Source organism: Lentzea sp. NPDC092896 (genome assembly GCF_044754905.1).
GTDB lineage: Bacteria > Actinomycetota > Actinomycetes > Mycobacteriales > Pseudonocardiaceae > Lentzea.
On sequence record NZ_JBIVPX010000001.1, the window covers coordinates 1,020,706 to 1,043,289 of the forward strand.

The window sequence follows — 22,584 nt, forward strand, 5'->3', positions numbered from 1 at the left end:
TGAAGCGTGTCGTGTGGGCCGGTGAAGCGGGCGTTTCGCTACCGCTTCTATCCGAGCGAGGCGCAGGCTGTGGAGTTGTCGCGCACGTTCGGGTGTGTTCGCAAGGTGTACAACCTGGCTTTGCAGGCCCGTGCGGAGGGATGGACGCAGCGCGGGGAACGGGTCGGTTACGCCGCGACGTCGGCGTTGCTGACCGCGTGGAAGCGCACCGAGGAGCTGGCGTTTCTGGCCGAGGTGTCGGCGGTGCCGTTGCAGCAGACGTTGCGGCATCTGCAGACCGCGTTCGGCAACTTCTTCGCCAGGCGTGCGCGGTTTCCGCGCTTCAAGTCGCGGAAGAAGTCGCGCGCGAGCGCGGAGTACACGCGGTCGGCGTTCCGCTGGCGTGACGGTGTGCTGACGTTGGCGAAGATGTCCGAACCGCTGGACATCTGCTGGTCCCGGCCACTCCCGGAGGGCGTGATGCCCTCGACGGTGACGGTCTCGCGGGACTCGGCCGGGCGCTGGTTCGTGTCCCTGCTGTGTGACGACCTGAGCGTGACACCGCTGCCCATGGTGGATTCGGCGGTGGGCGTCGATGTCGGCCTCGATCAGCTCCTGGTGCTCTCGACCGGGGAGAAGATCGGCAATCCCCGGCACGAACGTCGCGACCGCGCGGCGCTCGCGAAGGCGCAGCGGGCGTTGTGCCGCAAGCAGAAGGGCAGCAACAACCGGGCCAAGGCTCGTGTCGAGGTCGCTCGCGTGCACGCCCGGATCGCCGACCGGCGTACCGATTTCCTGCACAAGGTCACCACTCGGCTCGTGCGTGAGACTCAAACGCTCGTGATCGAGGACCTCGCGGTGTCCAACATGGTCGGCAACCGCCGCCTCGCTCGCGCCATCGGCGACGCGGGCTGGCGGCAGTTCCGGCAACTGTTGGAGTACAAAGCGGACTGGTACGGGCGGGACGTGATCGTCGTGGACCGCTGGTTCCCGTCGTCCAAGCTGTGCTCGGCCTGCGGCGCACTCGCCGCAGCGATGCCGCTGCACGTGCGCACCTGGACCTGTGGTTGCGGTGCGACCCATGACCGGGACGTGAACGCGGCACGCAACATTCTGACCGCCGGGCTGGCGGTGACAGTCTGTGGAGCCGGTGTAAGACCTCAACGGAACCCTCCGGGCGGGCAGTCGGCGACGAAGCAGAAAACCCCGCGGCGCGAGCCGTAGGAATCCCCCTCGTTCACGAGGGTGGAGGTAGTCAACCGCGCACCTTGCCGTCCACGGAGACCAACGCCTCGTACCCCTCCACGGTCGCCGGCCTGCCGCCGTACCAGACGTCGTCGAACTGGACAGCGGCACCGCGCAGGTCGTCGGCGAGCACCGGAAGTGCCCGGCCCGCCTCGAAAGCGACCTCGTCCACGGTGCGTCCGGCCCGTGCGTCGAGCACGCCACGTTGCTCCAACTCGCGCACCACGGCACGAAAGCGTTCGCGCACGGCCTCGGCCAGGTCACCGGCGGCCGCGGCCTTCTCGGCGGCGGCCCGGTGCTGCGCGGCGGTCAGGACGGTCGAACCGAACACCTTGTCGCCCGACCGCAGCGCACGGCCCGTGCGCCCGGTGCGGAGCCGGATGACGATCACGATCAGCACCGCCACGGCCACGATGATCACGATCGCGGTGAGGCCGCTCATGCCGCCCGCCCCGGCGAACAGTTCGCCGAGGCGGTCGAGGATCCAGTTCAGGGCGCGTTGCAACGGGTTCGGGTCGTCGGAGACGTACGCCGGGTCGCTGAGCTCCCGGACGGCCGCCTCCCTCGCCTCGTCGCGGCCGAGATCTACCGGTACGTCAGATACCGCCATGCCCTGCGGCCCGCTGGAGTTCGATGTCCATGCCCTCGGAACGCATCCGGCGGTCGACGTAGAGCAGCACGGTGACGGCGGAGCTGAACGGCAGCGTGATCGTCGAGGCGATGATCGCGCCGATGGTCGACAGGATCAGCGAGCCGATGCTCAGCGCCGCCGTGGGGTCGGACGAGAACCCTGTCGTCGCCGCGCCCAGCAGGCCGAACGGCAGGCCGATGATCCACTCGATCACGATGGTGATCACGACGGTGAGCAGCAGGATGCCGAACGTCCGCCACCAGGCGCCGTCCACGAGCTTCTTCGACCGGCCGAACGCGGCGGTGACGCCGCAGCGCTCCAGCACCAGCGCGGGCGTGACCAGGGCGAACAGCACCCACAGCCAGACGCCCGGCACGATGCACAGGACCAGGCCGATGGTGATCACGAGACCGGAGAGCAGCGTCGCGCCGAGCAGCGGGAGCAGCCGGGGCTTGAACTCCTCCCAGGCCTGCGCGAACGTGACCGGCTTGCCGAGCACGGCGTGGCCGACGATGACGGTGATGAAGCCCGACAGGAACACGGTGCCGAGCAGCAGCAGGAAGACGCTGAGCAGCGTGCCGGTCAGGAAACCGGTGATGGCGCTGGTGAACTGGTCGATCGCCTGTTCCTGCGTCACCGAGTTCGGGTCGAGCGTCACGACGGCGGTGAGGTCGTCCAGGAACGGCAGCTGCACCAGCAGGCCGACGATCTGCGTGACCGCGGCGACGACGGCGGCCGCGCCGATGATCAGCTTCGGGTAGCGGCGCATCGTCGTGATGGCGCCGTCGACGATCTCACCGACCGCCAGCGGGCGCAGCGGGATCACGCCGGGCTTGATCGTCGGACCCGCGCCGGGCGGCGGAGGGGCGTTGTAGCCGCCGGGCTGGCCGTACTGCGGCTGCTGCGGCCCCGGCTGCTGCGGCTGGTTCGATGGCTGGTCCGGTGAGGACCAGCCGGGCGTTTCGGACATCTCGGCTACCCCCGGTCGTGGTGTGAGCGGCATCCTGCCAGATCAGGCCCACCGCCACCCGGCAACCTGATCACGAAACGAGCTCGGTCCGCGCCTTGGCCGGTGTCGTGCGCCGCATGCCCGCGCTGACGCAGCGTTTGATCACCTGCGGTTGTTCGCGCATCAGCCGCAACCCGCGCCTGACCAGCGTCGGCACCGGCTTGCGGGCCTCGGCGACGTCGCGGGCGAACCGGCGCACGAACGTGACGGGCGGACTCGGCGCGAGCACGATCGCGTCCCGCAGCACCCCGGCCTCCCGCGCGCCCTGGACCAGCAGGTCCGCGAACAGCCCCTCCGCGATGAACGCGGGCGCGTCGCCGAGCTCGATCGTCTGCGTGCCGACCGCGCGGTCCTCGCTGATCGAGTAGACCGGTGCCTCGACCCGGCCCGTGTCCGACAGCTCGATGATCGCCTGGAGAGCCTTGTCCGCGTTCCACGAGCCGATGTCGTCCCAGTCGGCCCTGCCGTGCTCGTCACGGGGCAGCAGCGGGTCGTCGCCGTCGCGGTAGAAGTCGTCCAGGCGCAGGACCGGCCAGCCGAGGTGGGCGGCGAGTGTCGACTTGCCTGAGCCGGAGGGTCCGGCGAGCAGCACGGCACGAGGGATGGGCACGGAACGCGATCCTCGCACATGAACTATGCCGAGCATGGACCGCGTTCACCTGTCCCGAACACTGCCCGCTAGTCCCGTTTGGCATTCATGGCAACCCGCTACGGTGATCGTCGTGCTGGCCAGGTACCGATATCGGATCGAACCGACTGCGGTTCAACGCGCGATGTTGGCACGCACGTTCGGCTGCGCACGAGTGGTGTTCAATGATGCTCTCCGTTGCCGCGAGGACGCCCGTGCGTCCGGGCAGAAGATCGCGCCGGCCGAAGTGCAGCGGCGGGTGATCACGGCCGCTAAGACCACTGAGCGGCGTGCGTGGCTGTGTGAGGTCGCCTCGGTGGCGCTGGTGCAGTCCGTGCAGGACGCGCACCGCGCCTACCGCAACTTCTTCGACTCGCTGTCCGGGAACCGGCGTGGCCGCAAGGTGGGAAAGCCGCGGTTCAAGTCCCGCAAGGACAACCGGCAATCGTTCAGGCTCACCCGCAACGGATTTCTCCTGCGCGCTGGTGGACGGCTGTACTTGGCGAAGGTCGGTGATGTGGCGGTCCGCTGGTCACGCGATCTGCCATGTGAACCGTCGTCGGTCACGATCATCCGCGAACCGGACGGCCATTACTACGCGTCGTTCGTGGTGGAGATCGAACCGGCCCCGTTGCCGCCGGTCGAGCGGGAATCGGGGATCGACCTGGGCATCGCCCGGCTGGCCACGATCGCTTGTACTGGCGGAACACGACGCGATATCGCCAACCCGAGACACCTCGCCCGTGCCCGCCGCAAGCTTGCCCACGCCCAACGCGTCATGGCGCGCAAGGCCAAAGGGAGCAACAACCGAGCCAAGGCGCGGCGCACGGTCGCCGTTCGGTACGGCAAGGTCACCCGCGCACGCCGGGACTTCCACCACAAGCAGGCTCTAGGACTGGTCCGCGACAACCAAGCGGTCTACCTGGAGAACCTCAACATCACCGGTATGGTGCGCAACCGCAGACTTGCACGCGCGATCTACGACGCCGGGTGGGGTCAGTTCGTCCAGTTGCTCAAGCAGAAGGCCGAACGCCATGGCCGTGCTGTGCACATGGTGTCGCGGTGGTTGCCCAGTTCCAAGACGTGCTCGGCTTGCGGGAACCGCGTGGAGGTCATGCCACTCAAGATCCGGCAGTGGAGGTGTCCCGGCTGTCTCATCGTTCACGACCGGGACCACAATGCTGCCAGAAACATCCTCGCCGCAGGACGTGCGGAGAGGTCAAACGCCTGCGGAGTCCAGGTAAGACCACTCTTCGGAGCGGCACAGGGCGTTGAAACAGGAAGCATTCCGCACACGGCGTAGCCATGTGCGGAATCCTCGTCCGTCAGGACAGGAGCACGTCAACTACGCTCGAACGCATGAGCGAAGGTCTGTTCGACGAGGGCCTCTTCGGCGCGTCCGACGAGGAGAAGGCCGAGCGCATCGCGGCCAACGCCCCGCTGGCCGTGCGGATGCGTCCGGTCACGCTGGACGAGGTCGTCGGTCAGGACCACCTGCTCGGGCCGGGCGCGCCGCTGCGCCGCCTGGTCGAGGGCGCCACGCCGGCGTCCGTGATGCTCTACGGCCCTCCCGGCACCGGCAAGACGACCCTCGCGACGCTGGTGTCGAAGGCGACCGGACGCCGGTTCGTCGCTCTCTCGGCCTTGTCCGCCGGGGTCAAGGAGGTGCGGTCGGTCATCGACGAGGCCCGGCGCCGCCTGGTCCGCTCCGGCGAGTCGACGGTGCTGTTCATCGACGAGGTGCACCGGTTCTCCAAGACCCAGCAGGACGCCCTGCTCGGCGCGGTCGAGGACCGGATCGTGCTGCTGGTCGCGGCGACCACGGAGAACCCGTTCTTCTCGGTCGTGTCGCCCTTGCTGTCGCGTTCGCTGGTGTTGCAGCTCAAGTCGTTGACCGACGACGGCGTGCGTTCGGTCATCAAGCGCGCGGTGTCCGACGAACGCGGCCTGGGCGGTTCCGTCGTCCTGGAACCCGACGCCGAGGACCACCTGATCCGCCTGGCCGGTGGCGACGCCCGCCGCTCGCTCACGGCCCTGGAGGCGGCGGCGGACTCGGCGCTGGCGTCCAACGAGGGCGTGATCACGCTGCCGCTGCTGGAGTCCACTGTGGACAAGGCGGCGGTCCGCTACGACCGCGACGGCGACCAGCACTACGACGTGACGTCGGCGTTCATCAAGTCGATCCGCGGCTCGGACGTCGACGCGGCCCTGCACTACCTCGCGCGCATGATCGAGGCGGGGGAGGACCCGCGCTTCATCGCGCGCCGGCTGGTGATCCACGCCAGCGAGGACGTCGGCATGGCCGACCCGACGGCGCTGCAGACGTGCGTGGCGGCGGCTCAGGCCGTGCAGCTCATCGGCCTGCCCGAGTGCACCCTGAACCTCGCGCAGGCCACGATCCACCTCGCCACCGCCCCGAAGTCGAACGCCGTCACCACCGCGATCTACGCCGCCATCGAGGACGTCCGCAAGGGCGCCATCGGTTCCGTGCCGGCACATCTGCGCGATGGCCACTACGCGGGCGCGGCGAAGCTCGGCAACGCGCAGGGCTACCGGTACCCGCACGACGTGCCGGAAGGCGTGCTGACGCAGCAGTACGCCCCGGACGACCTGGTGGGGCGCGACTACTACGAGCCGACCGGGCGTGGCAACGAACGCGCTGTGGCGGAACGGCTTCCGCGGCTGCGCCGGGTGATCCGGGGCGAATAATCGGCTCCGGGCATCGCACCTGGTCGCGTAGCTTCGGCGAGGTGACGATCAGAGACGACTTCCTGACCACCGCCCGCATCGCCCTGGACCTCCTGCGCCACCGGCAGGTCGTGGAGAACTGGGACCAGCCCAGCGCCCTGCCGGAGTTCGGGGTCAGCGGCCTCGCCGGGCACGTCGCCTACCAGGCCCTCCCGTTGCCGGGCATGATCGGGACCCCGGCCGGCGACGAGCCGGTCGTCAGCCTGATGGAGCACTACGAGCGGGCGAAGTGGACCGACCTGGACGTCGACTCCGAGTTCCACACCCGCATCCGCGCGGGTGGCGAGAAGCTGGCGGCGGAGGGGCACGCGGCCCTGTGCGACCGGTTCGAGCAGACCGTCGGCGAGCTCGCGAAGACGTTGCCGGGCGTGGAGAACCGGGGTGTCCGGATGCCGCACTGGGGGCCGTGGGCGGTGCCGCTGGACGAGTACCTGGTCAGTCGCCTGATGGAGTTCGTCGTGCACTCCGACGACCTCGCGGTGAGCGTCGGGCTGGAGACTCCCGAGTTCCCGCGGCCCGTCAACGAGACCGTCATCGACCTGCTGACCCGCATGGCGCTCAACAAGCATCGCGCCATCGACGTGGTGCGCGCGCTCAGCCGCAAGGAACGCGCACCGCAGGACATCACCGCGTTCTAGCGCCGGCAGACCATCAGCAGTGCGAGCTTGCCCGGCAGCATGATCTCGTCCGCGGCCACGAACCCGCCTGCCTCGAACGACCTGATGGCGCGGGTGTTGCGCACGTCCGGTTCCACGACGATGCGCGTGCAGTGCGGGTCGGCCTCGAACAACGCGTCGGTGAGGCGGGGGAGCAGTGACCGCACGAGTCCGCGGTCGGTCATCGCCAGGTCGCCGACCGCGAGGTTCAGCCCGAGGTCGTGCGGCCGGGCCTGGTAGCAGCGGGCGACGGCGTGCCTGGCCGCGCGGTAGACCTCGGCGTAGATCACCGGGCGGCCGTGCCAGCTGATCAGCAACGGCCGGTCGTCGTCGCCCGCCAGTTGTTCCTCGAGCCGGCGTTCCCACTGCGGCAACGTCCACGCCTGCCGCCAGAACGCCGCCACGTGCGGTGCCTGGTTCCAGCGGTGCACGAGGTGCAGGTCGTAGCCGTCCGCACGGGCGACGCGGGCGTCCCACGGCATCGACAGGTCCGGAACGGGAGGAGGGCCCGCCGTGATCTGGGGCCGATAGGAGTCCAGGTGGGACACCGGCTTCACTGGGCCTCCTGCACGGGTCAACTTAGGGTGGCCTAACTTCACGCTGTGCAGGACTGAGCTGTCAAGCCCTGTGTGACGGGTATTTCACAGGCTGTGACGGCAGTGAGTCAATGAGTGGTCCGTTCCAATTGGTGATGCGTAGGTTGATCGCCATGCCGGAGACCCAGCGCGAGCCGGTGCCGCGCGTCGACACGGGCGAACTCGCCGTCGCCCACGAGTTCCTGAAGTTCCAGCGGCACTGCGTGCTCAAGAAAGCGGAGGGGCTGACCGACGACGAGCTGCGGCGGCCGATGGTCGCCAGCGGCACGTCGATCCTCGGCCTGGTCCAGCACCTGGCCGAAGCCGAGCGCTACTGGTTCGGCCACCACCTCGCGGGCGCCGAGTGGTCGGAGGACACCGAGTTCGGCATGACCGTGCCCGCCGAGCGCGACGTGGCGACCGTGATCGCGGACTACCGCGCGGCGATCGCCGGCAGCGACGGGGCGATCGAGGCCGCCGGTGATCCCGAGGCGCTGATGGTGACCCCGGTCGAAGGCGTCCGGAAGACGCTGCGGTGGGTCCTCGCGCACATGACCACCGAGACCGCCCGGCACGCGGGCCACGCCGACATCATCCGCGAGCAGATCGACGGCGCCACAGGTCGTTGAAGATCAACAACTGGTGCCCCTCGGTCGGGTGTCGGACCTACCCGGTAATCTCACCCGCAACCAAGCCCGAACGCCTGTTCACCAGGAGGATCCGTGTCGCCAGGGTGGCTCGCCGCCGGTGCCTTCGTGCTGCTCGTGCTCATCGTGGGGATCGTGGCGATCAAGGCGGCGCGTTTCTTCGACGAGGCCACGGTCGCGATGCGCAAGGCCCACGAGAACACGGACCCGTTGTTCGTCGAGGCCAACACGACGCTCACGCACGTGAACACGCAGCTTGAGCGCGTCGACGGCATCACGGCCAACGCGCGCGCCGTCACCGGCAACGTCTCCGCGCTCACCAGCCTGTTCACCGCCACGCTCGGCGGCCCGCTGGTCAAGGCCGCCGCGCTGTCCTACGGCGTGAGCAAGGCCGTCAAGGCCCGTCGCAAGGCCGCGGAGCAGCCGAACAAGCACGCCAAGCGCCGCCCGAAGCGGGGTGCCAAGTGAGCCGCCTCTTCTGGTTCGGACTGGGCGCCGCGGCGGGGCTGTTCGCCGCGAAGAAGGCCGCCGAGGTCGCAAAGCAGGCGACTCCGGCCGGTATCGGCACTAACGTGGGTGAAGGCCTGCGCGAACTCGCCGGCGCCATCGGTTCCTTCGGGGCCGAGGTGCGCGCGGGAATGGCCGAACGGGAACAGGAGTTGCAGGACACCGTGGAACGTCAGACGGGATTCACGCCAGGGCGCCGAGCGCCCAGGGCGAACGGGAAGCACTGACACCGTTCGCCTCTTACCCGTGCCCTGACAATCCCCAGCAACACACAAGGACTTTCCCGTGCAGACCCACGAGATCATCAAGCGTTTCCGCGAGCACTTCGAGAAGGCCGGGCACAAGTACATCCCCAGCGCCTCGCTGCTGCTCGACGACCCCAACCTGCTGTTCGTCAACGCCGGCATGGTGCCGTTCAAGCCGTACTTCCTCGGTGAGGCCCCGCCGCCCGCCCCGCGGATGACGAGCATCCAGAAGTGCGTGCGCACCCCCGACATCGACGAGGTCGGCAAGACCACGCGCCACCTCACGTTCTTCCAGATGGCCGGCAACTTCTCGCTCGGCGACTACTTCAAGGAAGACGCCATCCGGCTGGCCTGGGAGCTGATCACCAACTCCCAGGAGGCCGGCGGCTACGGCTTCGACCCCGAGCGCATCTGGGTCACCGTCTACGAGACCGACGACGAGGCCATCGAGCTGTGGCAGAAGGTCGCCGGCATGCCGCTGGAGCGCATCCAGCGCCGCGGCGTCGAGGACAACTTCTGGTCGATGGGCGTCCCGGGCCCGTGCGGCCCCTGCTCGGAGATCTACTTCGACCGCGGCCCCGAGTACGGCAAGGAGGGCGGCCCGGTAGTCGACGAGGACAGGTACCTGGAGATCTGGAACCTCGTCTTCATGCAGAACATCCGCGGCGAGGGTGGTGCCAAGAAGGACTACCCGGTCATCGGTGAGCTGCCGTCGAAGAACATCGACACCGGCATGGGCGTCGAGCGCGTCGCCTACCTGCTGCAGGGCGTCGACAACGTCTACGAGACCGACCTGGTCCGCGCCGTCATCACCAGGGCCGAGGAGCTCTCCGGCCGCAAGTACGGCGCCAACGAGGTCGACGACGTCCGCTTCCGCGTCATCGCCGACCACGCCCGCAGCGGTGTGCTGCTGGTCGGCGACGGCGTCACGCCCGGCAACGAGGCCCGCGGCTACGTGCTGCGCCGCCTGCTGCGCCGCATCGTCCGCTCGTCACGCCTGCTCGGCATCAACGAGCCGGTGCTGCAGCAGTTCGCCGAGGTCGTCCGCGATTCGATGGGCGAGGCCTACCCCGAACTGGTCAGCGGGTTCGCCCGCATCCAGCAGGTGCTCAAGGCCGAGGAGGACACGTTCCTGCGCACGCTCGACGCCGGTTCGCGGATCTTCGAGGGCGCCGCCGCCGAGGTGAAGTCCGACGGCCGCGCCACGCTGCCCGGTGACAAGGCCTTCCAGCTGCACGACACGTACGGCTTCCCGATCGACCTCACGCTGGAGATGGCCTCCGAGGCCGGCCTGTCCGTGGACGAGGACGGGTTCCGCAAGCTGATGGCCGAGCAGCGCGCCCGCGCCAAGGCCGACGCCGCCGGCAAGAAGACCGGTCACGGCGACCAGTCGGTGTACCGCGAGCTGCTGGAGCAGGGCCCGACCGAGTTCACCGGCTACACCGAGCTCGCCTCCGAGGCCACGCTGCGCGGCATCGTGCTGAACGGCGCTCGGGTGAAGAGCGCCAAGGAAGGCGACATCGTCGAGGTCGTCCTCGACCGCACGCCGCTCTACGCCGAGTCCGGTGGCCAGGAGTCCGACGCCGGCACGATCGTCACGGCCAACGCCGAGCTGGAAGTGCTCGACGTGCAGAAGGTCGCCCGCAAGCTGTGGGTGCACCAGGTGCGCGTCAAGTCCGGTGAGGTCAGCGAGGGCGAGCACGTCGAGGCCCGCGTCGACCCGGAGTGGCGCGTCGGCGCCCGTCAGGGCCACTCGGGCACGCACGTCGTGCACGCCGCCCTGCGCCACGTGCTCGGCCCGTCGGCCCTGCAGAGCGGTTCGTACAACAAGCCCGGCTACCTGCGGCTCGACTTCGCCTGGACCGGTGGCCTGTCCGCCGAGGCCAAGAGCGAGATCGAAGAGGTCTCGAACCTCGCCGTGCGCCGCGACCTGCCGGTCAGCATCGTCTACACCGACATGGCCGGTGCCCAGGAGCTGGGTGCCGTCGCCCTGTTCGGCGAGACCTACGACGAGACCGTCCGCGTCATCGAGATCGGTGGCGAGTGGTCCCGCGAGCTGTGCGGTGGCACCCACGTCGAGCACTCGTCGCAGATCGGCCCGATCACCCTGCTGGGTGAGTCGTCGGTCGGTTCCGGCGTGCGCCGCCTGGAGGCCTACGTCGGCATCGAGGCCATGCGGTTCCTGGCCAAGGAACGCGCCATCGTGCAGAACCTCTCCGACATGCTCAAGGTCGGCTCCGAGGGTCTGCCCGAGCGGATCGAGTCGCTGGTCGAGCGCCTGAAGTCCGCCGAGAAGGAGCTCGAGAAGGTCCGCGCCGCCGAGCTGCTGGGCAACGCCGGCGCTCTGGCCGACAAGGCTCTGGACATCCGCGGGCTGTCGCTCGTGGCCCTGGGCCTGGAGGGCGTGTCGGGCAACGACCTGCGCACCCTCGGTGGCGAGGTCCGCAACCGCCTGGGCAGCAAGCCCGGTGTGGTGGCCCTGTTCTCGGTCGACGGCGACAAGGTCAGCTTCGTGGTCGCCACCACGGCCGCCGCCCGCGACCTGGGGCTCGCCGCCGGCAAGCTCGTCCCGGTGTTCGGCCCGGCCATCGCCGCCCGCGGTGGCGGCAAGCCGGACCTGGCCCAGGGCGGCGGCACGAACCCGGCCGGTGTCCCCGAGGCCATCACGAACCTCACCAACGAACTGGACAAGGTGCTTGAACAGCGCTGATTCCACTGATGTCGGCGACCCGGGCCTCGGTCGGAGGCTCGGTGTCGACGTCGGATCGGTTCGCGTGGGAATTTCCCTCAGCGATCCATCGGCATTTCTCGCCACTCCGCTGGTTACCCTGCAGCGTGACGAGAAGCGCGGCTCGGACCTCACCGAGCTCGTACGTCTCGTGGCCGAACATGACGTCGTAGAGGTCGTGGTCGGCTTACCGAAGACACTGGCCGGTCGGCACGGCCCCGCAGCGGAGTCGGCTACCGCGTACGCTGCGGCCCTGGCCGACCGCATCGCCCCGGTGCCGGTACGGCTCAGCGACGAACGACTGACGACGGTTGTGGTGAGCCGAGTGCTGGCACAGCGCGGTGTGAAGGGCAAGAAGCAGCGTGCCGTGGTCGACCAGGCCGCCGCTGTCGAGATCCTTCAGTCTTGGCTGGACGCACGGGCACGGGTTGTGTCCGCCCGAAAGGACGAGGTGTGAGCGGCGACGATCTCGGGTTGTTCACCGACCCCGAAGCGGACGAGCGACGCCCGCTGAAGCGTGACCGCAGCCGGGACAACGCCCGTGCCAAGGCGAAGAAGCGCAAGAAGACGGTCCTCTGGCTCGTCGTGGCGCTGATCCTCGCCGTCGGCATGGGCGGCGCCTACTACGGCTACAAGGAACTGCGCGGCATCGGCTCGTTCGAGGACTTCGCGGGCACCGGCGAGGCCGACGCCATCGTCGAGGTCCAGGACGGCGACGTGGTCAGCAAGATCGCGTCGACCCTGTACGACAACGGCGTCATCGCCTCCGCGCGCGCCTTCACCGAGGCCAGCAAGACCGACGCCCGCGTGACGTCGATCCAGCCCGGCTTCTACCTGATGAAGACGAAGATGTCGGGCCAGAACGCGGTGGCCCGCATGATCGACCCGAAGACGCGCGTCCCGGCCGTGCAGGTCGTCGGTGGCCTCAAGCTCACCGACATCCAGGCCAACGGCAAGACCGTCAAGGGCATCTACTCCCTGCTGGCCGACGCGAGCTGCACGGAGAAGGACGGCGCGAAGGTCTGCCTGACCGGCGACGAGATCAAGGCCGCGGCCGAGCAGACCGACCCGGTCGCCCTCGGCGTACCGGACTGGGCGCTGGCCGACGTGAAGCGCGCCGAGCCGCAGTACCGCCTCGAAGGCCTGATCATGCGCGGCGTCTACCAGGTCAAACCTGGTGTCAGCGCGGTCGAGCTGCTCCGCGGCATCATCGTGTCCTCCTCGCAGAAGCTGCAGGGCGCCGGCATCCCCGGCGGCACCATGAACACCGGCTTCCGTCCCTACGAGGTGCTGGTCATCGCCTCGTTGATCGAGAAGGAGGCCATCGAGAAGGACTTCTCGAAGGTCTCGCAGGTCATCTACAACCGCATCAAGAAGCCGATGGCGTTGCAGTTCGACTCGACCATCAACTACAAGAACAACCAGCCCCACATCCGCACGTCCGACGCGGACCGCGAGGCGCAGGGCCCGTACAACACCTACATCAACCAGAACCTGACGCCGACCCCGATCGGTTCGCCGTCGCAGCAGGCGATCGCCGCCGCGATCAAGCCGGAGGGCGGCGACATCCTGTACTTCGTGAAGTGCCAGACGGACGGCACGTCGTGCTTCGCGACCACGTTCGAAGAGCACAACGCGAACGACCAGAAGGCTCAGAAGGACGGCATCTACTAGTGGTGCGCAAGGCCGCGGTGATCGGTTCGCCGATCGAGCACTCCCTGTCCCCGGTGCTGCACAACGCCGCGTACGCCGCACTGGGCCTCGACTGGGAGTACACCCGCCTGGAGTGCTCCGAGGCTGAAGTTCCCGCTCTGGTCGCCTCGCTGGGACCGGAGTGGGTCGGCCTGTCCTGCACGATGCCCACCAAACGTGCCGCGCTGGCGTTCGCGTCCGTCGTGACCCCACGTGCTTCCGCGGTCGGAGCGGCGAACACGCTGGTGCGCAACGGTTCCGAGTGGCACGCCGACTGCACCGATGTGGACGGTGTGGTGGGTGCGTTGCGGGAGAAGGGTTTCTCCGGCGGCACGCACGGCGTCGTGCTGGGTGCGGGTGGCACGGCGACGGCCGCGCTGGCCGGGTTCGCCGCGCTCGGCATCACCTCCGCTTCCCTCGTGGTGCGCGATCCTTCGCGTGCGGGTGAGGCTCTGGAGACCGCGTCCAGGGTCGGCGTCACCGTCGAGGTCCTGGAACTGTCCTCTGTGGACCTGGCCGTGCTGGCCGGCGCGTCGGACGTCGTGGTGTCGACGGTGCCCGCCGAGGCCACCGTGCCGCTGGCCGCCGACCTGGCTCGTGCGCCCTACGTGCTGGACGTGATCTACCACCCGTGGCCGACGCCGGTCGCCGCTGCCGTGGAGGCCTCCGGGGCGCGACTGGCCACCGGGCTGGACATGTTGCTGCACCAGGCTTTCGGGCAGGTGGAGCAGTTCACCGGGAAGCCCGCGCCGCAGGACGTTATGCGGTCGGCGCTCGACGCCGCCCTGCGTGCCCGCGCGTAACTTTCGTCTTGATCTTCGGCTGTTCGATTCCGGCGTGCGCGAGGCCTGTGATTGCCTACGGCTGACTCGCTGGCTGTGGACGATGTGCCACTCGGCCGCAGCCATCGCATGCCGGTGTTCCTCACCTTGGGAGGGCCGGTCGGTGGGACGCACGGCCTACGGCCGCCGCTGCGTCCCGCCTTTTTCCTAGGATGACCCGGTGGAGATCCCCGGACTCGGCACCGTGGTCGAGAACGAGTACGAAAGCCTGGTCAGCGCGCCGATCCCGGTGCCGGTGCTCGGCGTCGCGCTGCCGTTCCACCTGGACGGCTACACCGACGACCCGGCGCCGGACGACTTCCACGCCGCCATCCGCGCCTTCCTGGCGTTGGACGGCACGGCGCTGGAGGCGGCGGCGCCCGGTGTCTTCGACTACTACCGGCACATGGGCGAGGTCTTCGGCGACGAACTGGACGACTTCCCTCGTATCGCCGGGCCGGCCGAGGTCTGGAACGACGTCTCGTTCGCGGGCCACGAGGTCACCGTGCAACGTGACCACGGGGGCGGTTCGGTCTACATCTCTCTAGAGGCCGAGTGCGAGTGGGAAGTGGAGCACGGGCTGCAGGTCGTGCTTCGCGACGGCGCGCGCGTGACCAAGGTCGGGCCGTACGACGGTCACCTCACCAACGACTCAGACGTGCTCTACGAGCGTTGACGTCACTTCGATCCCGCAGCCACCAGCTTCGCGGCGATGGGGTCGAGTTCGGTGACCAGCTCGTCCAGTTCGGCGGGGGAGAGGGCGTCGTAGGGTGCCGCGGCGAGTTCGTCGGTGAGGGCCTCGACGCCTTGCTGGGTCTCGCGACCGGCGTCGGTGAAGTGGCCCTCGGCATCGATGAGACCACGCTCGCGCAAGCCGTCCATCACCGCGGCCAGTCGCTTCTTCGGCAGGTGGTGGACGCGCCCGAACGTCTCCGCCGGGTGGACGCCCATCGCCAGCGCCGAGAGCACGTGGGCCTCGGTGCCGCCGATCCGCGCGCCGACGAGAGCGGCGATGTGCCCGTCACCGCGGTGCTCGCGCAGCATGGTCGCGGAGTGCCACAGCCGGGCGACGGGATCGCTGGGCACCGGGACGGTGCGCATCCCGGCGTACATCACCCGGCCCACCGTGGGCGCGCTCGTCGCGGCCTTGGTGGTCAGGTCGGCGGCACGCACCAGGCCGGGGGAGCCGGCCAGCTCGCCGAGGATCCGCCGCAGGGAGGCGGCGCTGCCTCGTTCCCGTGCGGCGAGCGATGCCTCGGGCGGAATCGTCTCCCAGGCGCTCGGGATGTGCCGTGCGGCCTCTCCGTCGGCGAAGTTGTAGAACGCGGCGTGCACGACCTCCGCCGGCACCCGTCCCAGCGGCGCGGCACGGCTCGCGAAGTAGCCGTCCCAGTAGGTGCGGTGGCCGAGCGCGGCCAGCTCCTCGCCGCACTCGTCGGCGAAGAAGGTCACCAGGCAGATCGGCTCCAGGAGCTCGAACATGCGACGGGCGGTGTGAGCCATGATCCCCATCATGCCTACGGGCAGTTCTCGTTGGGGAGCGACTCCACGCCCGCCACCTTCGCGCGGCTCGCCAGCGCCGTGCAGTGCACCTGGAACACCGCCCATTTCGACGACGGCGGCTCGACCCCCTGCGGCATCACGATCACGTTCTGCACGGCGACCGCCTTGGCCGACGTGGTGGGCAGCTCGCTCACCAGGCCGAGCTTCCTCTCCTCGTCGGTGAGCCCGGCCAGCAGCAGGTTCATGGCCGTCGTGATGTCGAGGGTGCCGGTGTACTCGCGGGTCCGGCGCACCAGGCCGTCCCGCTCCGGCGTCACGAGGTAGATGGTCACCGAGTGCGACGACACCGTAGGCGCCTCGGCCCCGGTGAGGATCGAGGTCGGGCGGATGCCGCAGGCCGTGAGGGTCACCAGGGCAAGCGCAAGGTGAAGACCGCGCCACCCGAGGGCGCGTTGGCCGCTTCGATGGTGCCGCCGTGCAGGCGTGCGTTCTCCCATGCGATCGCCAATCCCAGTCCGCTGCCCTCGGAACGGGAGCGGGCCGTGTCTGCCTTGTAGAAGCGGTCGAAGATGTGGGGCAGGGCCTCGGGAGAGATACCAGGGCCGTGGTCGGACACCTCGATGACACCAGGCCGCACGGTCACACGCACCGGCACGCCGCCGTGCTTGAGCGCGTTGCCCACCAGGTTGGCCACGATGACGTCCAGGCGGCGGCGGTCCACCCGGCCCACCACTCCCTCGGGCAGCGAGGCCTGGACGGACGTGGCCCAGCCACGGGCGGCCAGGGTGTCGCGGACGGCCGTGCTGATGTCCCAGTCGTCCAGTTCCAGCAGGTTGCGGCCCTCGTCGAACCGGGAGATCTCCATCAGGTCGTTGACCAGGCGGGTGAGCTTGCGCGTCTCGGCCGACACCAGCCTGGCCGCGACGGCCGTGTCGGGCGGCAACGTGTCCGCGTCCTCGTCCAGGACCGCGGTCACGGCGTTCATCGCGGTCAGCGGCGTGCGGAGCTCGTGGGACACGTCGGCGACGAACCGGCGGGACGCGGCCTGGGAGGCCTCCAGCTGTTCGGCGGCGCGGTTGAACGTCCGTGCCAGGTCGGCGAGTTCGTCGGAGCCGCGTTCGTCGACACGGGTGTCCAGCCGTCCGGAGCCCAGCGCGCGGGCCGCGGTGCCGAGCCTGCGGACGGGACGCAGGACGCCGCGGGCGGTGAAGAGCGCGAGACCCAGGGCCAGGGGAAGCACGAGACTCACGCCCACCCAGGCGGCGGTCGAGAAGCTGTCGATGGCGGTCTGCGGACCTCTCAGGTACAGCAGCGCCCACACCTCCACGCCGGTCGGATTGCCGTCCGCGCGCAGCAGCGGGATGCCGATGACGACGTACGGGTCGGTCAGGTCCGTGCGGCGCTGCCAGAGGGTCGTCCTGCTCGTCTTGAGCATCTCGCGCATCTCGGCGGGGATGAACGCCGGATCGGGGCCGGTGGTGGAGCGCAGGCCCTCGTAGAGCACCACCGCCGAACCGCGCAGGTACGTGCCGAACTCGTCCAGGTCCTGCTGCGCCGGCGGCACGGTCAGCCGGGGCGCGTAGTCGCGGACGTCCTGCACGAGCGGGTTCATGAAGTTGTCCTGCGCGTCCGCCAGCAGCAACGTGCGGGCGGTCGCGTAGGAGGCGCCCGCGGCTCCCACCGCGCCCAGCACCGTCAGCAGCAGGAACGCCGCCATCAGCCTCGGGCGCAGGCCCCTGAGCAGTGACCTCACCACGACCTCATCGCGGGCCGAAGCGGTAACCGAAGCCGCGCACGGTGTGGACGTAGCCGGGGTCGGAGGGCACGTCCTCGATCTTCGCGCGCAACCGCTGCACGCACGCGTCGACGAGCCGCGAGTCGCCGAGGTAGTCGTGCTCCCAGACGGCTTCGAGGATCTGCTGGCGGGTCAGCACGCGGCCGGGGGTGCGGGAGAGTTCGAGCAGCAGCTTCAGCTCGGTCGGGGTCAGCGCGACCTTCACGTCGTTCTTGAGCACCTGCAGACCTGCCCGATCGATCACCAGCGAGCCGTGGCGTTCGAGGCTGGACGGCTCGGCGACGGTCCGCCGCAGCACGGCGCGGATGCGGGCCTCCAGCACGCGCGGTTCGACGGGCTTGACCACGTAGTCGTCCGCGCCCGCCTCCAGGCCCGCGACCACGTCGAAGTCGTCACCGCGCGCGGTGAGCATGATGATCGGCACCTCGGCGTGCGTGCGCATCCGGCGGCACGTCTCGAAGCCGTCGATGCCCGGCAACATGATGTCCAGGACCACGATGTCGGGACGGGACTCGCGCAGCCGGGCGACGCCTTCCTCGCCTGTCTCCGCCGCCCGCACGTCGTGTCCCTGCCGGCGCAACGCCAGTCCGAGTCCTTCACGCACGGAGGGGTCGTCCTCGACCAGCAAGACCATCGCCACGAGATCCATTATCGGCAGGAGACGGCACCGGCGCCGGTTCTGTAGCCGAACCATGACATGCCGCGCACCTTCCCGTGGAGCGGCTCGCGGACTCTCGAAGTCATGGCCGGAAGCTTGCTGGGATTCCTCTTCACGTACTTCGCGCTGGTGTGGACGTCGTTCGGGCAGAAGGCGGAGAACGCCGCGTTGCCCGAGCTGTCACTGCAACGCTCGTGGGCGTCCAACGTGGACATGGCGATCCTTGTCGCCGCTGTCCTCGTGATCCTCTTCGCGCGCAAGAAGTCGCTGACACCGTTGCTGCTGCTCGGCGGCTCGGTGCTGGGCGCGCAGGTGCTGAAGCTCTACGTGCTGGTGCGGCCGCCGCTGGACGACGACGCCGTGCTGGTGCACAACAGCTTCCCGAGTGGACACACGACGGCCGCGGTGGCGTCGGTGATCGCGGTGACGATGGCCGTGCCCAAGCGGTTCGCGCTGGTCGTGGCGGTGCCGGGGGCGATCGGCGCGGGGGCGGTCGCGGCGGAGACGGTGTCGCTCGGCTGGCACCGGTTCAGCGACACGCTCGGCGCGGCGCTGCTGGTCTCGACGCTCGCGTTCCTGTTGCTGCGCAAGTGGACCGCTGGTCTTCTCGTGCCGCCCGTGCTGGCCGTGGGCGGGGTCTGGCTGATGGTGAGCTACCCGCAGGCCACGCCGTCGACCTTGGCCGGCGTCGTGACCGCGGGTGTCGTGCTGCACTTCGGGTGGGTCGTGAGTGGTCTCGGCCATCGGGGCGACCGAGACCACTCACGACCCGGCTCACTCGTCGTGATCGGTGGCGATCAGTTCGGCGATGGCGTCCAGAGCGGCGTCCGCTCCGTCCCCATCGGCGCTGAGCACCACCTCGTCACCATGCATAGCGCCCAGGGTCATGAGTCCCAGGACACTCGCCGCGTCAACGGCTTCGCCGCCGTCCTTGCTGATGGTGACCGTCACCGGCTGGTCGGCGGCGGCCTTCGCCAGCAGTGCGGCAGGCCGGGCGTGCAGTCCGACCTTGCTGGCCACGGTGACCCGTCGCTCGGCCATGATGGTTCCTCCCGGTAGTACTGGTTGTGCTTACTGCTGTTCGTTCGTGGCGCGCTTCTCGCGCACCGCGGTCTCGCGCACGGCGGTGTCACCGCTGCTGCCGACGACGCTCTCGTCGGCCTCCGGCGACTCGTCGTCTTCGCGGCCGGGCGTCTTCAGGTTCCACTTGGTGATGACGAAGCGGAACAGGAAGTAGTAGATCGCCGCGTAGACAAGACCGATCGGGATGATCAGCAACGGCCTCGTCGCGATGTTGAAGTTGAGCAGGTAGTCGATCACACCCGCCGAGAAGCCGAAGCCGTCGTGCACACCCAGCGCGTTGGTGATCGCCAGCGACGTGCCGGTGAGGAACGCGTGGATGACGTACAGCGGCCACGCGACGAACATGAACGCGAACTCGAGCGGCTCGGTGACACCCGTGATGAACGAGGTGAGGGCCGCCGAGCCCATGATGCCGGCGATGATCTTCTTCTGCGACGGCTTGGCGGTGTGGATGATCGCCAGCGCGGCCGCGGGGAGCGCGAACATGAAGATCGGGAAGAAGCCGCTCATGAACGTGCCGGCGGTCGGGTCGCCCGCGAAGAACCTCGGGATGTCACCGGTCTTGGTGGCACCGTCCGCCGAGTACTCGCCGAAGACCTGCCACATGAACGTGTTCGGGATGTGGTGCAGACCCAGCGGGATGAGCAGGCGGTTGATGACGCCGTAGACGCCCGCGCCGAGGATCGTGCTGCCCGAGACGGCCTCGCCGACCGCGGTCAGGCCCTTGTCGAACCACGGGTAGATGAGGCCCATGAGGACCGCGACCGGGATCATGACGGCCGCGACGATGATCGGCACGAAGCGGCGGCCACCGAAGAACGCCAGGTACGGCGGCAGCTTGATGCGGTGGTACTTCTGCCACAGAACTGCGGAGATCAGGCCGACCACGATGCCGGTGAGCACCGAGTAGTTGATCTGCTCCTGCTTGGCGGGATCCTCGGCGAGAGGAAGCACCATCGGCGACATGGCCTTGAACACGGCCTGGGTGACGACGAAACCGACCACTGCGGACAGTGCGGTCGAACCGTCGCCCCGGCGGGCGAAGCCGATGGCCACACCCACGGCGAACAGCAACGGCAGGTTGCTGAACAGGGCGTCGCCCGCACCGCCGATGACGGCGGCGACCTTGTTCCAGCCCAGGCCGTCCTTGCCGAGCAGGTCAGGCTGACCGAAACGCAGAAGAATCGCGGCGGCGGGCAGTGAGGCGATCGGCAGCATCAGGCTGCGGCCGAATCGCTGCATACCGGCCAGGCCCTTGAACCCGCGACCGCCTGTCGCCTCTGGGGCGCTGGCGCTCATGTGGTACCTCCCTTGGCGGAGTTAGGTCCGGAACCCGGGACGGTCCGGTCCAGTTGCATGGTCACCTGGTAGAGATCGCCCCGGTACCAGGAGGTCACGTCTTCGCAGGGCCGCCCGTCGGAGCTGGCGACCCTCCTGAAAACGAGGAGCGGGCTGCCCTTGCGGACGTCGAGCGCCTTCGCGGTCTCCGCGTCGGCGGTCTCGGCCCACACGGTCTGCCGCGCGTGGTCAAGCTGAATTCCGTACCGGGTCGCGATGATCTCGTAGATCGATCCGGTCAGGTCACATCGGTCGAGCTCGGGCAGCATGTGCGGGCTGTACCAGCCGGCCTCGAGCGCCAACGGTGCCCCGTCGGCCTTGCGCAGCCGCACGACGCGGTACGCGTACTCGTCGGCCTCCAGGCCCAGCGAGGCCTTCGAGCCGGGTGCCGCCTGGGCGCAGCTGATCACCTCGGTGCTGGGTTCGACCCCGCGCGCCTTCATGTCCGAGGTGAACGAGGCCAGGAAGAGCTGCAGGTCGTAGCGCCGCTTGGCGGTGAACGTCCCACGGCCCTTGGCCCTGGTGAGCAGGCCTTCCGCGACCAGTTGGCCGACTGCGGCCCGCACGGTGATGCGAGAGACTCCGTACCGCTCGGCGAGGTCGCGCTCCGACGGAATGGGTGAGCCGGGAGCGAGTTCCTGTTCGGCCAGCCGTCGCAGGATCTCGCGCAACTGCGCGTGCTTGGGCTTGGGCCCGTCCACGATCTCGTTCACTCGGTCACCTCCCTCGTCGCTAGTGGTACTTTCCGGTCTAGACCAGTTGGTGCGGGAGAATGCTCCGCGCACCGAGCGGGTGTCAACCGCTGTTACGGGAACGAGAGGTACGAACGTGGCTGACGAGAAGGCTCAGAAGATCCTCGCCGCGCTGGGCGGACGGGACAACATCGTCGAGATCGAGCCGTGCATCACCCGCCTGCGGTGTGAGCTCGAGGACGGTTCCGTCGTGGACGAGAAGGCCCTGAAGGCGTTGGGAGCACACGGAGTCATGCGCTCCGGCAACGTCGTCCAGGTCGTCGTCGGACCCGAGGCGGACACCATCGCGTCGGACATCGAGGACCTCCTGTGAGCCTCCGCGTCGGCAGCCCGGTCGCCGGCCGGGTGGTCGCGCTCTCCGCCGTTCCGGACCAGGTCTTCGCCGAGGCGATGGTCGGCCCCGGCGTGGCCGTCGAGCCGGTTCGATCGAAGTCCGACGTGGTGTCGCCGCTCGACGGGACCATCGTCACGCTGCACCCCCACGCGTTCGTGGTCGCCAACGGTGACGGGGCGGCCGTCCTCGTCCACCTCGGCATCGACACCGTGAAGCGCAAGGGCGAGGGCTTCGAGCTGCACGTCGTCAAGGGCGAGCAGGTCAGGGCCGGTCAGAAGATCGTGACGTGGGACCCGGCCGAGGTCGAGGCGGCCGGGTTCGCACCGATCTGCCCGGTGATCGCGCTGGACGCGTCCGCCGAGGTGCTGGCCGACCTCGCGCTGGACGTCGACGTGGCGGCGAACGACGCCCTGTTCGACTGGTCTCGCTGAACCGCTGTTCCGGGCGTTCTCCCAGCCCTTTCTGAGGCACCGTGAAGCCTGTGCGTGAACGGACCGTTCACGACAGGCCGAAATTTGTGCCAGGTCGTGCCGAGCAGGACCGTGGTGTCATGACCACGGTCCTGCTCGCGTCTGCGCTGGGTTCCCTGTGGACGGTCGCCGCCGTCCTGGACGCTCCACCCTCGTCGTTCCTGCTGGCCTGGTTCGGCATCGTGCTCGCCATGATCGATCTGCGGCACCACCGGTTGCCGGACGCGCTGACCCTCCCGTTGGGTGCCGCGCTGCTGCTCCTTCAGTTCCACGGGCTGGGAGCGGCGGTGCTGTCGGCGCTCGTCTTCGGTGGCGCGCATCTCGCCGTCCGGCGGTGGCGGCCCGCCCTCATGGGCGGCGGGGACGTGAAGCTCGCGTTCGGTCTCGGCGCGGTGCTCCCGCTGCCGTCCCTCTTACCTGCGGCGATCCTGTCCAGCGCGGTCACGCTCGTCGTCGCCGCGCTCCGGCGCAGCCGTGCCGTGCCGCACGGACCGGGGCTGCTGGCCGCCACCTGGGCGTTGACGACGCTGTGAAAGGATT

Annotated in this window: 26 protein-coding genes and 1 pseudogene; 16 read left to right on the forward strand and 11 right to left on the reverse strand. The window is 69.2% G+C overall.

The genetic code is table 11. The annotated features are described in order from the left end of the window. The first annotated feature begins 21 nt into the window (after positions 1-21). Positions 22-1,203, forward strand: coding sequence for an RNA-guided endonuclease InsQ/TnpB family protein (locus ACIQF0_RS04405; RefSeq protein WP_401024340.1), 1,182 nt, complete (start codon positions 22-24; stop codon positions 1,201-1,203). 31 nt (positions 1,204-1,234) lie between these two features. Here the strand turns inward: ACIQF0_RS04405 and ACIQF0_RS04410 are convergent, their stop codons facing one another. The 3 genes from ACIQF0_RS04410 to ACIQF0_RS04420 form a co-directional block, all read right to left on the reverse strand. After that, complete coding sequence (locus ACIQF0_RS04410) at positions 1,235-1,834, reverse strand: DUF4129 domain-containing protein (RefSeq protein ID WP_360032647.1); 600 nt, start codon at positions 1,832-1,834, stop codon at positions 1,235-1,237. Continuing rightward, positions 1,821-2,825: a hypothetical protein gene (locus ACIQF0_RS04415; RefSeq protein ID WP_401024343.1), complete on the reverse strand. Its 1,005-nt coding sequence runs from the start codon at positions 2,823-2,825 to the stop codon at positions 1,821-1,823. Before ACIQF0_RS04415 ends, ACIQF0_RS04410 begins: the two co-directional genes overlap by 14 nt. Before the next feature lie 70 nt (positions 2,826-2,895). Then, entirely contained in the window at positions 2,896-3,474 is a 579-nt protein-coding gene (locus tag ACIQF0_RS04420) for a uridine kinase (RefSeq protein WP_360032653.1), read from the reverse strand. Between the two features lie 103 nt (positions 3,475-3,577). On the opposite strand from ACIQF0_RS04420, the gene ACIQF0_RS04425 reads away from it, so the two are divergent. Genes ACIQF0_RS04425 through ACIQF0_RS04435 form a run of 3 tightly spaced genes read left to right on the forward strand, consistent with a single transcriptional unit; the run spans position 3,578 to position 6,878 of the window. Further along, positions 3,578-4,795: an RNA-guided endonuclease InsQ/TnpB family protein gene (locus tag ACIQF0_RS04425; protein ID WP_401024345.1), complete on the forward strand. Its 1,218-nt coding sequence runs from the start codon at positions 3,578-3,580 to the stop codon at positions 4,793-4,795. Positions 4,796-4,851: 56 nt separating this feature from the next. Then, the gene (locus ACIQF0_RS04430; RefSeq protein WP_401024347.1) at positions 4,852-6,201 is read left to right on the forward strand and encodes a replication-associated recombination protein A; all 1,350 of its coding nucleotides are present in this window, start codon (positions 4,852-4,854) and stop codon (positions 6,199-6,201) included. Positions 6,202-6,242: 41 nt separating this feature from the next. Further along, positions 6,243-6,878, forward strand: a complete 636-nt coding sequence (locus ACIQF0_RS04435; protein ID WP_401024350.1) for a maleylpyruvate isomerase N-terminal domain-containing protein — start codon at positions 6,243-6,245, stop codon at positions 6,876-6,878. Here ACIQF0_RS04435 and ACIQF0_RS04440 read toward each other — a convergent pair. Beyond that, the gene (locus tag ACIQF0_RS04440; RefSeq protein WP_401024353.1) at positions 6,875-7,453 is read right to left on the reverse strand and encodes a GNAT family N-acetyltransferase; all 579 of its coding nucleotides are present in this window, start codon (positions 7,451-7,453) and stop codon (positions 6,875-6,877) included. The two genes, ACIQF0_RS04435 and ACIQF0_RS04440, sit on opposite strands and share 4 nt — an antisense overlap. Positions 7,454-7,605: 152 nt before the next feature. On the opposite strand from ACIQF0_RS04440, the gene ACIQF0_RS04445 reads away from it, so the two are divergent. From ACIQF0_RS04445 to ACIQF0_RS04480, 8 genes are all read left to right on the forward strand, one after another. Beyond that, positions 7,606-8,100, forward strand: coding sequence for a DinB family protein (locus ACIQF0_RS04445; RefSeq protein WP_401024356.1), 495 nt, complete (start codon positions 7,606-7,608; stop codon positions 8,098-8,100). 93 nt (positions 8,101-8,193) lie between these two features. After that, positions 8,194-8,586: a DUF948 domain-containing protein gene (locus ACIQF0_RS04450; protein WP_093588096.1), complete on the forward strand. Its 393-nt coding sequence runs from the start codon at positions 8,194-8,196 to the stop codon at positions 8,584-8,586. Next, positions 8,583-8,852, forward strand: coding sequence for a hypothetical protein (locus ACIQF0_RS04455; protein WP_093588095.1), 270 nt, complete (start codon positions 8,583-8,585; stop codon positions 8,850-8,852). The genes ACIQF0_RS04450 and ACIQF0_RS04455 overlap by 4 nt, the downstream gene beginning before the upstream one ends. A 58-nt stretch (positions 8,853-8,910) precedes the next feature. After that, positions 8,911-11,580, forward strand: coding sequence for an alanine--tRNA ligase (alaS, locus tag ACIQF0_RS04460; protein WP_360032680.1), 2,670 nt, complete (start codon positions 8,911-8,913; stop codon positions 11,578-11,580). After that, entirely contained in the window at positions 11,567-12,055 is a 489-nt protein-coding gene (ruvX, locus tag ACIQF0_RS04465) for a Holliday junction resolvase RuvX (protein ID WP_093588093.1), read from the forward strand. The genes alaS and ruvX overlap by 14 nt, the downstream gene beginning before the upstream one ends. Next, positions 12,052-13,272 carry an endolytic transglycosylase MltG gene (mltG, locus tag ACIQF0_RS04470; protein WP_401024362.1) on the forward strand — a complete coding sequence of 407 codons (1,221 nt, stop codon included), beginning with the start codon at positions 12,052-12,054 and terminating at the stop codon, positions 13,270-13,272. The genes ruvX and mltG overlap by 4 nt, the downstream gene beginning before the upstream one ends. A 2-nt stretch (positions 13,273-13,274) precedes the next feature. Continuing rightward, positions 13,275-14,093, forward strand: a complete 819-nt coding sequence (locus ACIQF0_RS04475) for a shikimate dehydrogenase (RefSeq protein ID WP_401024365.1) — start codon at positions 13,275-13,277, stop codon at positions 14,091-14,093. A 199-nt stretch (positions 14,094-14,292) separates the two neighbouring features. Further along, positions 14,293-14,787, forward strand: a complete 495-nt coding sequence (locus ACIQF0_RS04480) for a DUF6985 domain-containing protein (RefSeq protein ID WP_401024368.1) — start codon at positions 14,293-14,295, stop codon at positions 14,785-14,787. A gap of 2 nt (positions 14,788-14,789) precedes the next feature. On the opposite strand, the gene ACIQF0_RS04485 is transcribed toward ACIQF0_RS04480, so the two are convergent. From ACIQF0_RS04485 to ACIQF0_RS04500, 4 genes are read right to left on the reverse strand one after another with little or no spacing between them, the layout of a single operon-like run. After that, positions 14,790-15,614 (reverse strand): MarR family transcriptional regulator, encoded by an 825-nt coding sequence (locus tag ACIQF0_RS04485; RefSeq protein ID WP_401024371.1) that lies wholly within the window; start codon positions 15,612-15,614, stop codon positions 14,790-14,792. Positions 15,615-15,628: 14 nt separating this feature from the next. After that, the gene (locus ACIQF0_RS04490) at positions 15,629-16,024 is read right to left on the reverse strand and encodes a hypothetical protein (RefSeq protein ID WP_401024374.1); all 396 of its coding nucleotides are present in this window, start codon (positions 16,022-16,024) and stop codon (positions 15,629-15,631) included. Beyond that, entirely contained in the window at positions 16,021-17,331 is a 1,311-nt protein-coding gene (locus ACIQF0_RS04495; RefSeq protein ID WP_360033811.1) for a HAMP domain-containing sensor histidine kinase, read from the reverse strand. The genes ACIQF0_RS04490 and ACIQF0_RS04495 overlap by 4 nt, the downstream gene beginning before the upstream one ends. A 43-nt stretch (positions 17,332-17,374) precedes the next feature. Beyond that, complete coding sequence (locus ACIQF0_RS04500; RefSeq protein ID WP_360032700.1) at positions 17,375-18,049, reverse strand: response regulator transcription factor; 675 nt, start codon at positions 18,047-18,049, stop codon at positions 17,375-17,377. 231 nt (positions 18,050-18,280) lie between these two features. Here ACIQF0_RS04500 and ACIQF0_RS04505 point away from each other — a divergent pair. After that, a pseudogene (locus ACIQF0_RS04505) lies at positions 18,281-18,643 on the forward strand (phosphatase PAP2 family protein); the annotation flags it as partial. A gap of 198 nt (positions 18,644-18,841) precedes the next feature. Here ACIQF0_RS04505 and ACIQF0_RS04510 read toward each other — a convergent pair. From ACIQF0_RS04510 to ACIQF0_RS04520, 3 genes are read right to left on the reverse strand one after another with little or no spacing between them, the layout of a single operon-like run. Beyond that, positions 18,842-19,108, reverse strand: a complete 267-nt coding sequence (locus ACIQF0_RS04510) for an HPr family phosphocarrier protein (RefSeq protein WP_319973703.1) — start codon at positions 19,106-19,108, stop codon at positions 18,842-18,844. A gap of 30 nt (positions 19,109-19,138) precedes the next feature. Next, positions 19,139-20,449 (reverse strand): PTS transporter subunit EIIC, encoded by a 1,311-nt coding sequence (locus ACIQF0_RS04515; protein ID WP_401024377.1) that lies wholly within the window; start codon positions 20,447-20,449, stop codon positions 19,139-19,141. Then, entirely contained in the window at positions 20,446-21,201 is a 756-nt protein-coding gene (locus tag ACIQF0_RS04520) for a GntR family transcriptional regulator (protein ID WP_360032705.1), read from the reverse strand. Before ACIQF0_RS04520 ends, ACIQF0_RS04515 begins: the two co-directional genes overlap by 4 nt. Before the next feature lie 115 nt (positions 21,202-21,316). Here ACIQF0_RS04520 and ACIQF0_RS04525 point away from each other — a divergent pair, with 115 nt between their 5' ends. The 3 genes from ACIQF0_RS04525 to ACIQF0_RS04535 all read left to right on the forward strand — a co-directional run bounded on the left by ACIQF0_RS04525 (position 21,317) and on the right by ACIQF0_RS04535 (position 22,577). Further along, a complete protein-coding gene (locus ACIQF0_RS04525; RefSeq protein ID WP_093588084.1) occupies positions 21,317-21,553 on the forward strand; it encodes a glucose PTS transporter subunit EIIB in 237 nt (78 codons plus the stop codon). Next, positions 21,550-22,005: a PTS glucose transporter subunit IIA gene (locus tag ACIQF0_RS04530; RefSeq protein WP_360032708.1), complete on the forward strand. Its 456-nt coding sequence runs from the start codon at positions 21,550-21,552 to the stop codon at positions 22,003-22,005. The genes ACIQF0_RS04525 and ACIQF0_RS04530 overlap by 4 nt, the downstream gene beginning before the upstream one ends. Before the next feature lie 119 nt (positions 22,006-22,124). Then, positions 22,125-22,577: a prepilin peptidase gene (locus ACIQF0_RS04535; protein WP_401024383.1), complete on the forward strand. Its 453-nt coding sequence runs from the start codon at positions 22,125-22,127 to the stop codon at positions 22,575-22,577. Positions 22,578-22,584: the final 7 nt, after the last annotated feature.

Excerpts from the sequence above, each read along its gene's own strand:
- ACIQF0_RS04445 (WP_401024356.1), top strand. The coding sequence starts at position 7,606 with ATGCCGGAGACCCAGCGCGAGCCGGTGCCGCGCGTCGACACGGGCGAA.
- ACIQF0_RS04515 (WP_401024377.1), bottom strand. The coding sequence starts at position 20,449 with ATGAGCGCCAGCGCCCCAGAGGCGACAGGCGGTCGCGGGTTCAAGGGC.
- ACIQF0_RS04535 (WP_401024383.1), top strand. The coding sequence starts at position 22,125 with ATGACCACGGTCCTGCTCGCGTCTGCGCTGGGTTCCCTGTGGACGGTC.
- ACIQF0_RS04495 (WP_360033811.1), bottom strand. The coding sequence starts at position 17,331 with ATGGCGGCGTTCCTGCTGCTGACGGTGCTGGGCGCGGTGGGAGCCGCG.
- ACIQF0_RS04415 (WP_401024343.1), bottom strand. The coding sequence starts at position 2,825 with ATGTCCGAAACGCCCGGCTGGTCCTCACCGGACCAGCCATCGAACCAG.
- ACIQF0_RS04410 (WP_360032647.1), bottom strand. The coding sequence starts at position 1,834 with ATGGCGGTATCTGACGTACCGGTAGATCTCGGCCGCGACGAGGCGAGG.
- ACIQF0_RS04485 (WP_401024371.1), bottom strand. The coding sequence starts at position 15,614 with ATGGCTCACACCGCCCGTCGCATGTTCGAGCTCCTGGAGCCGATCTGC.
- ACIQF0_RS04430 (WP_401024347.1), top strand. The coding sequence starts at position 4,852 with ATGAGCGAAGGTCTGTTCGACGAGGGCCTCTTCGGCGCGTCCGACGAG.
- ACIQF0_RS04510 (WP_319973703.1), bottom strand. The coding sequence starts at position 19,108 with ATGGCCGAGCGACGGGTCACCGTGGCCAGCAAGGTCGGACTGCACGCC.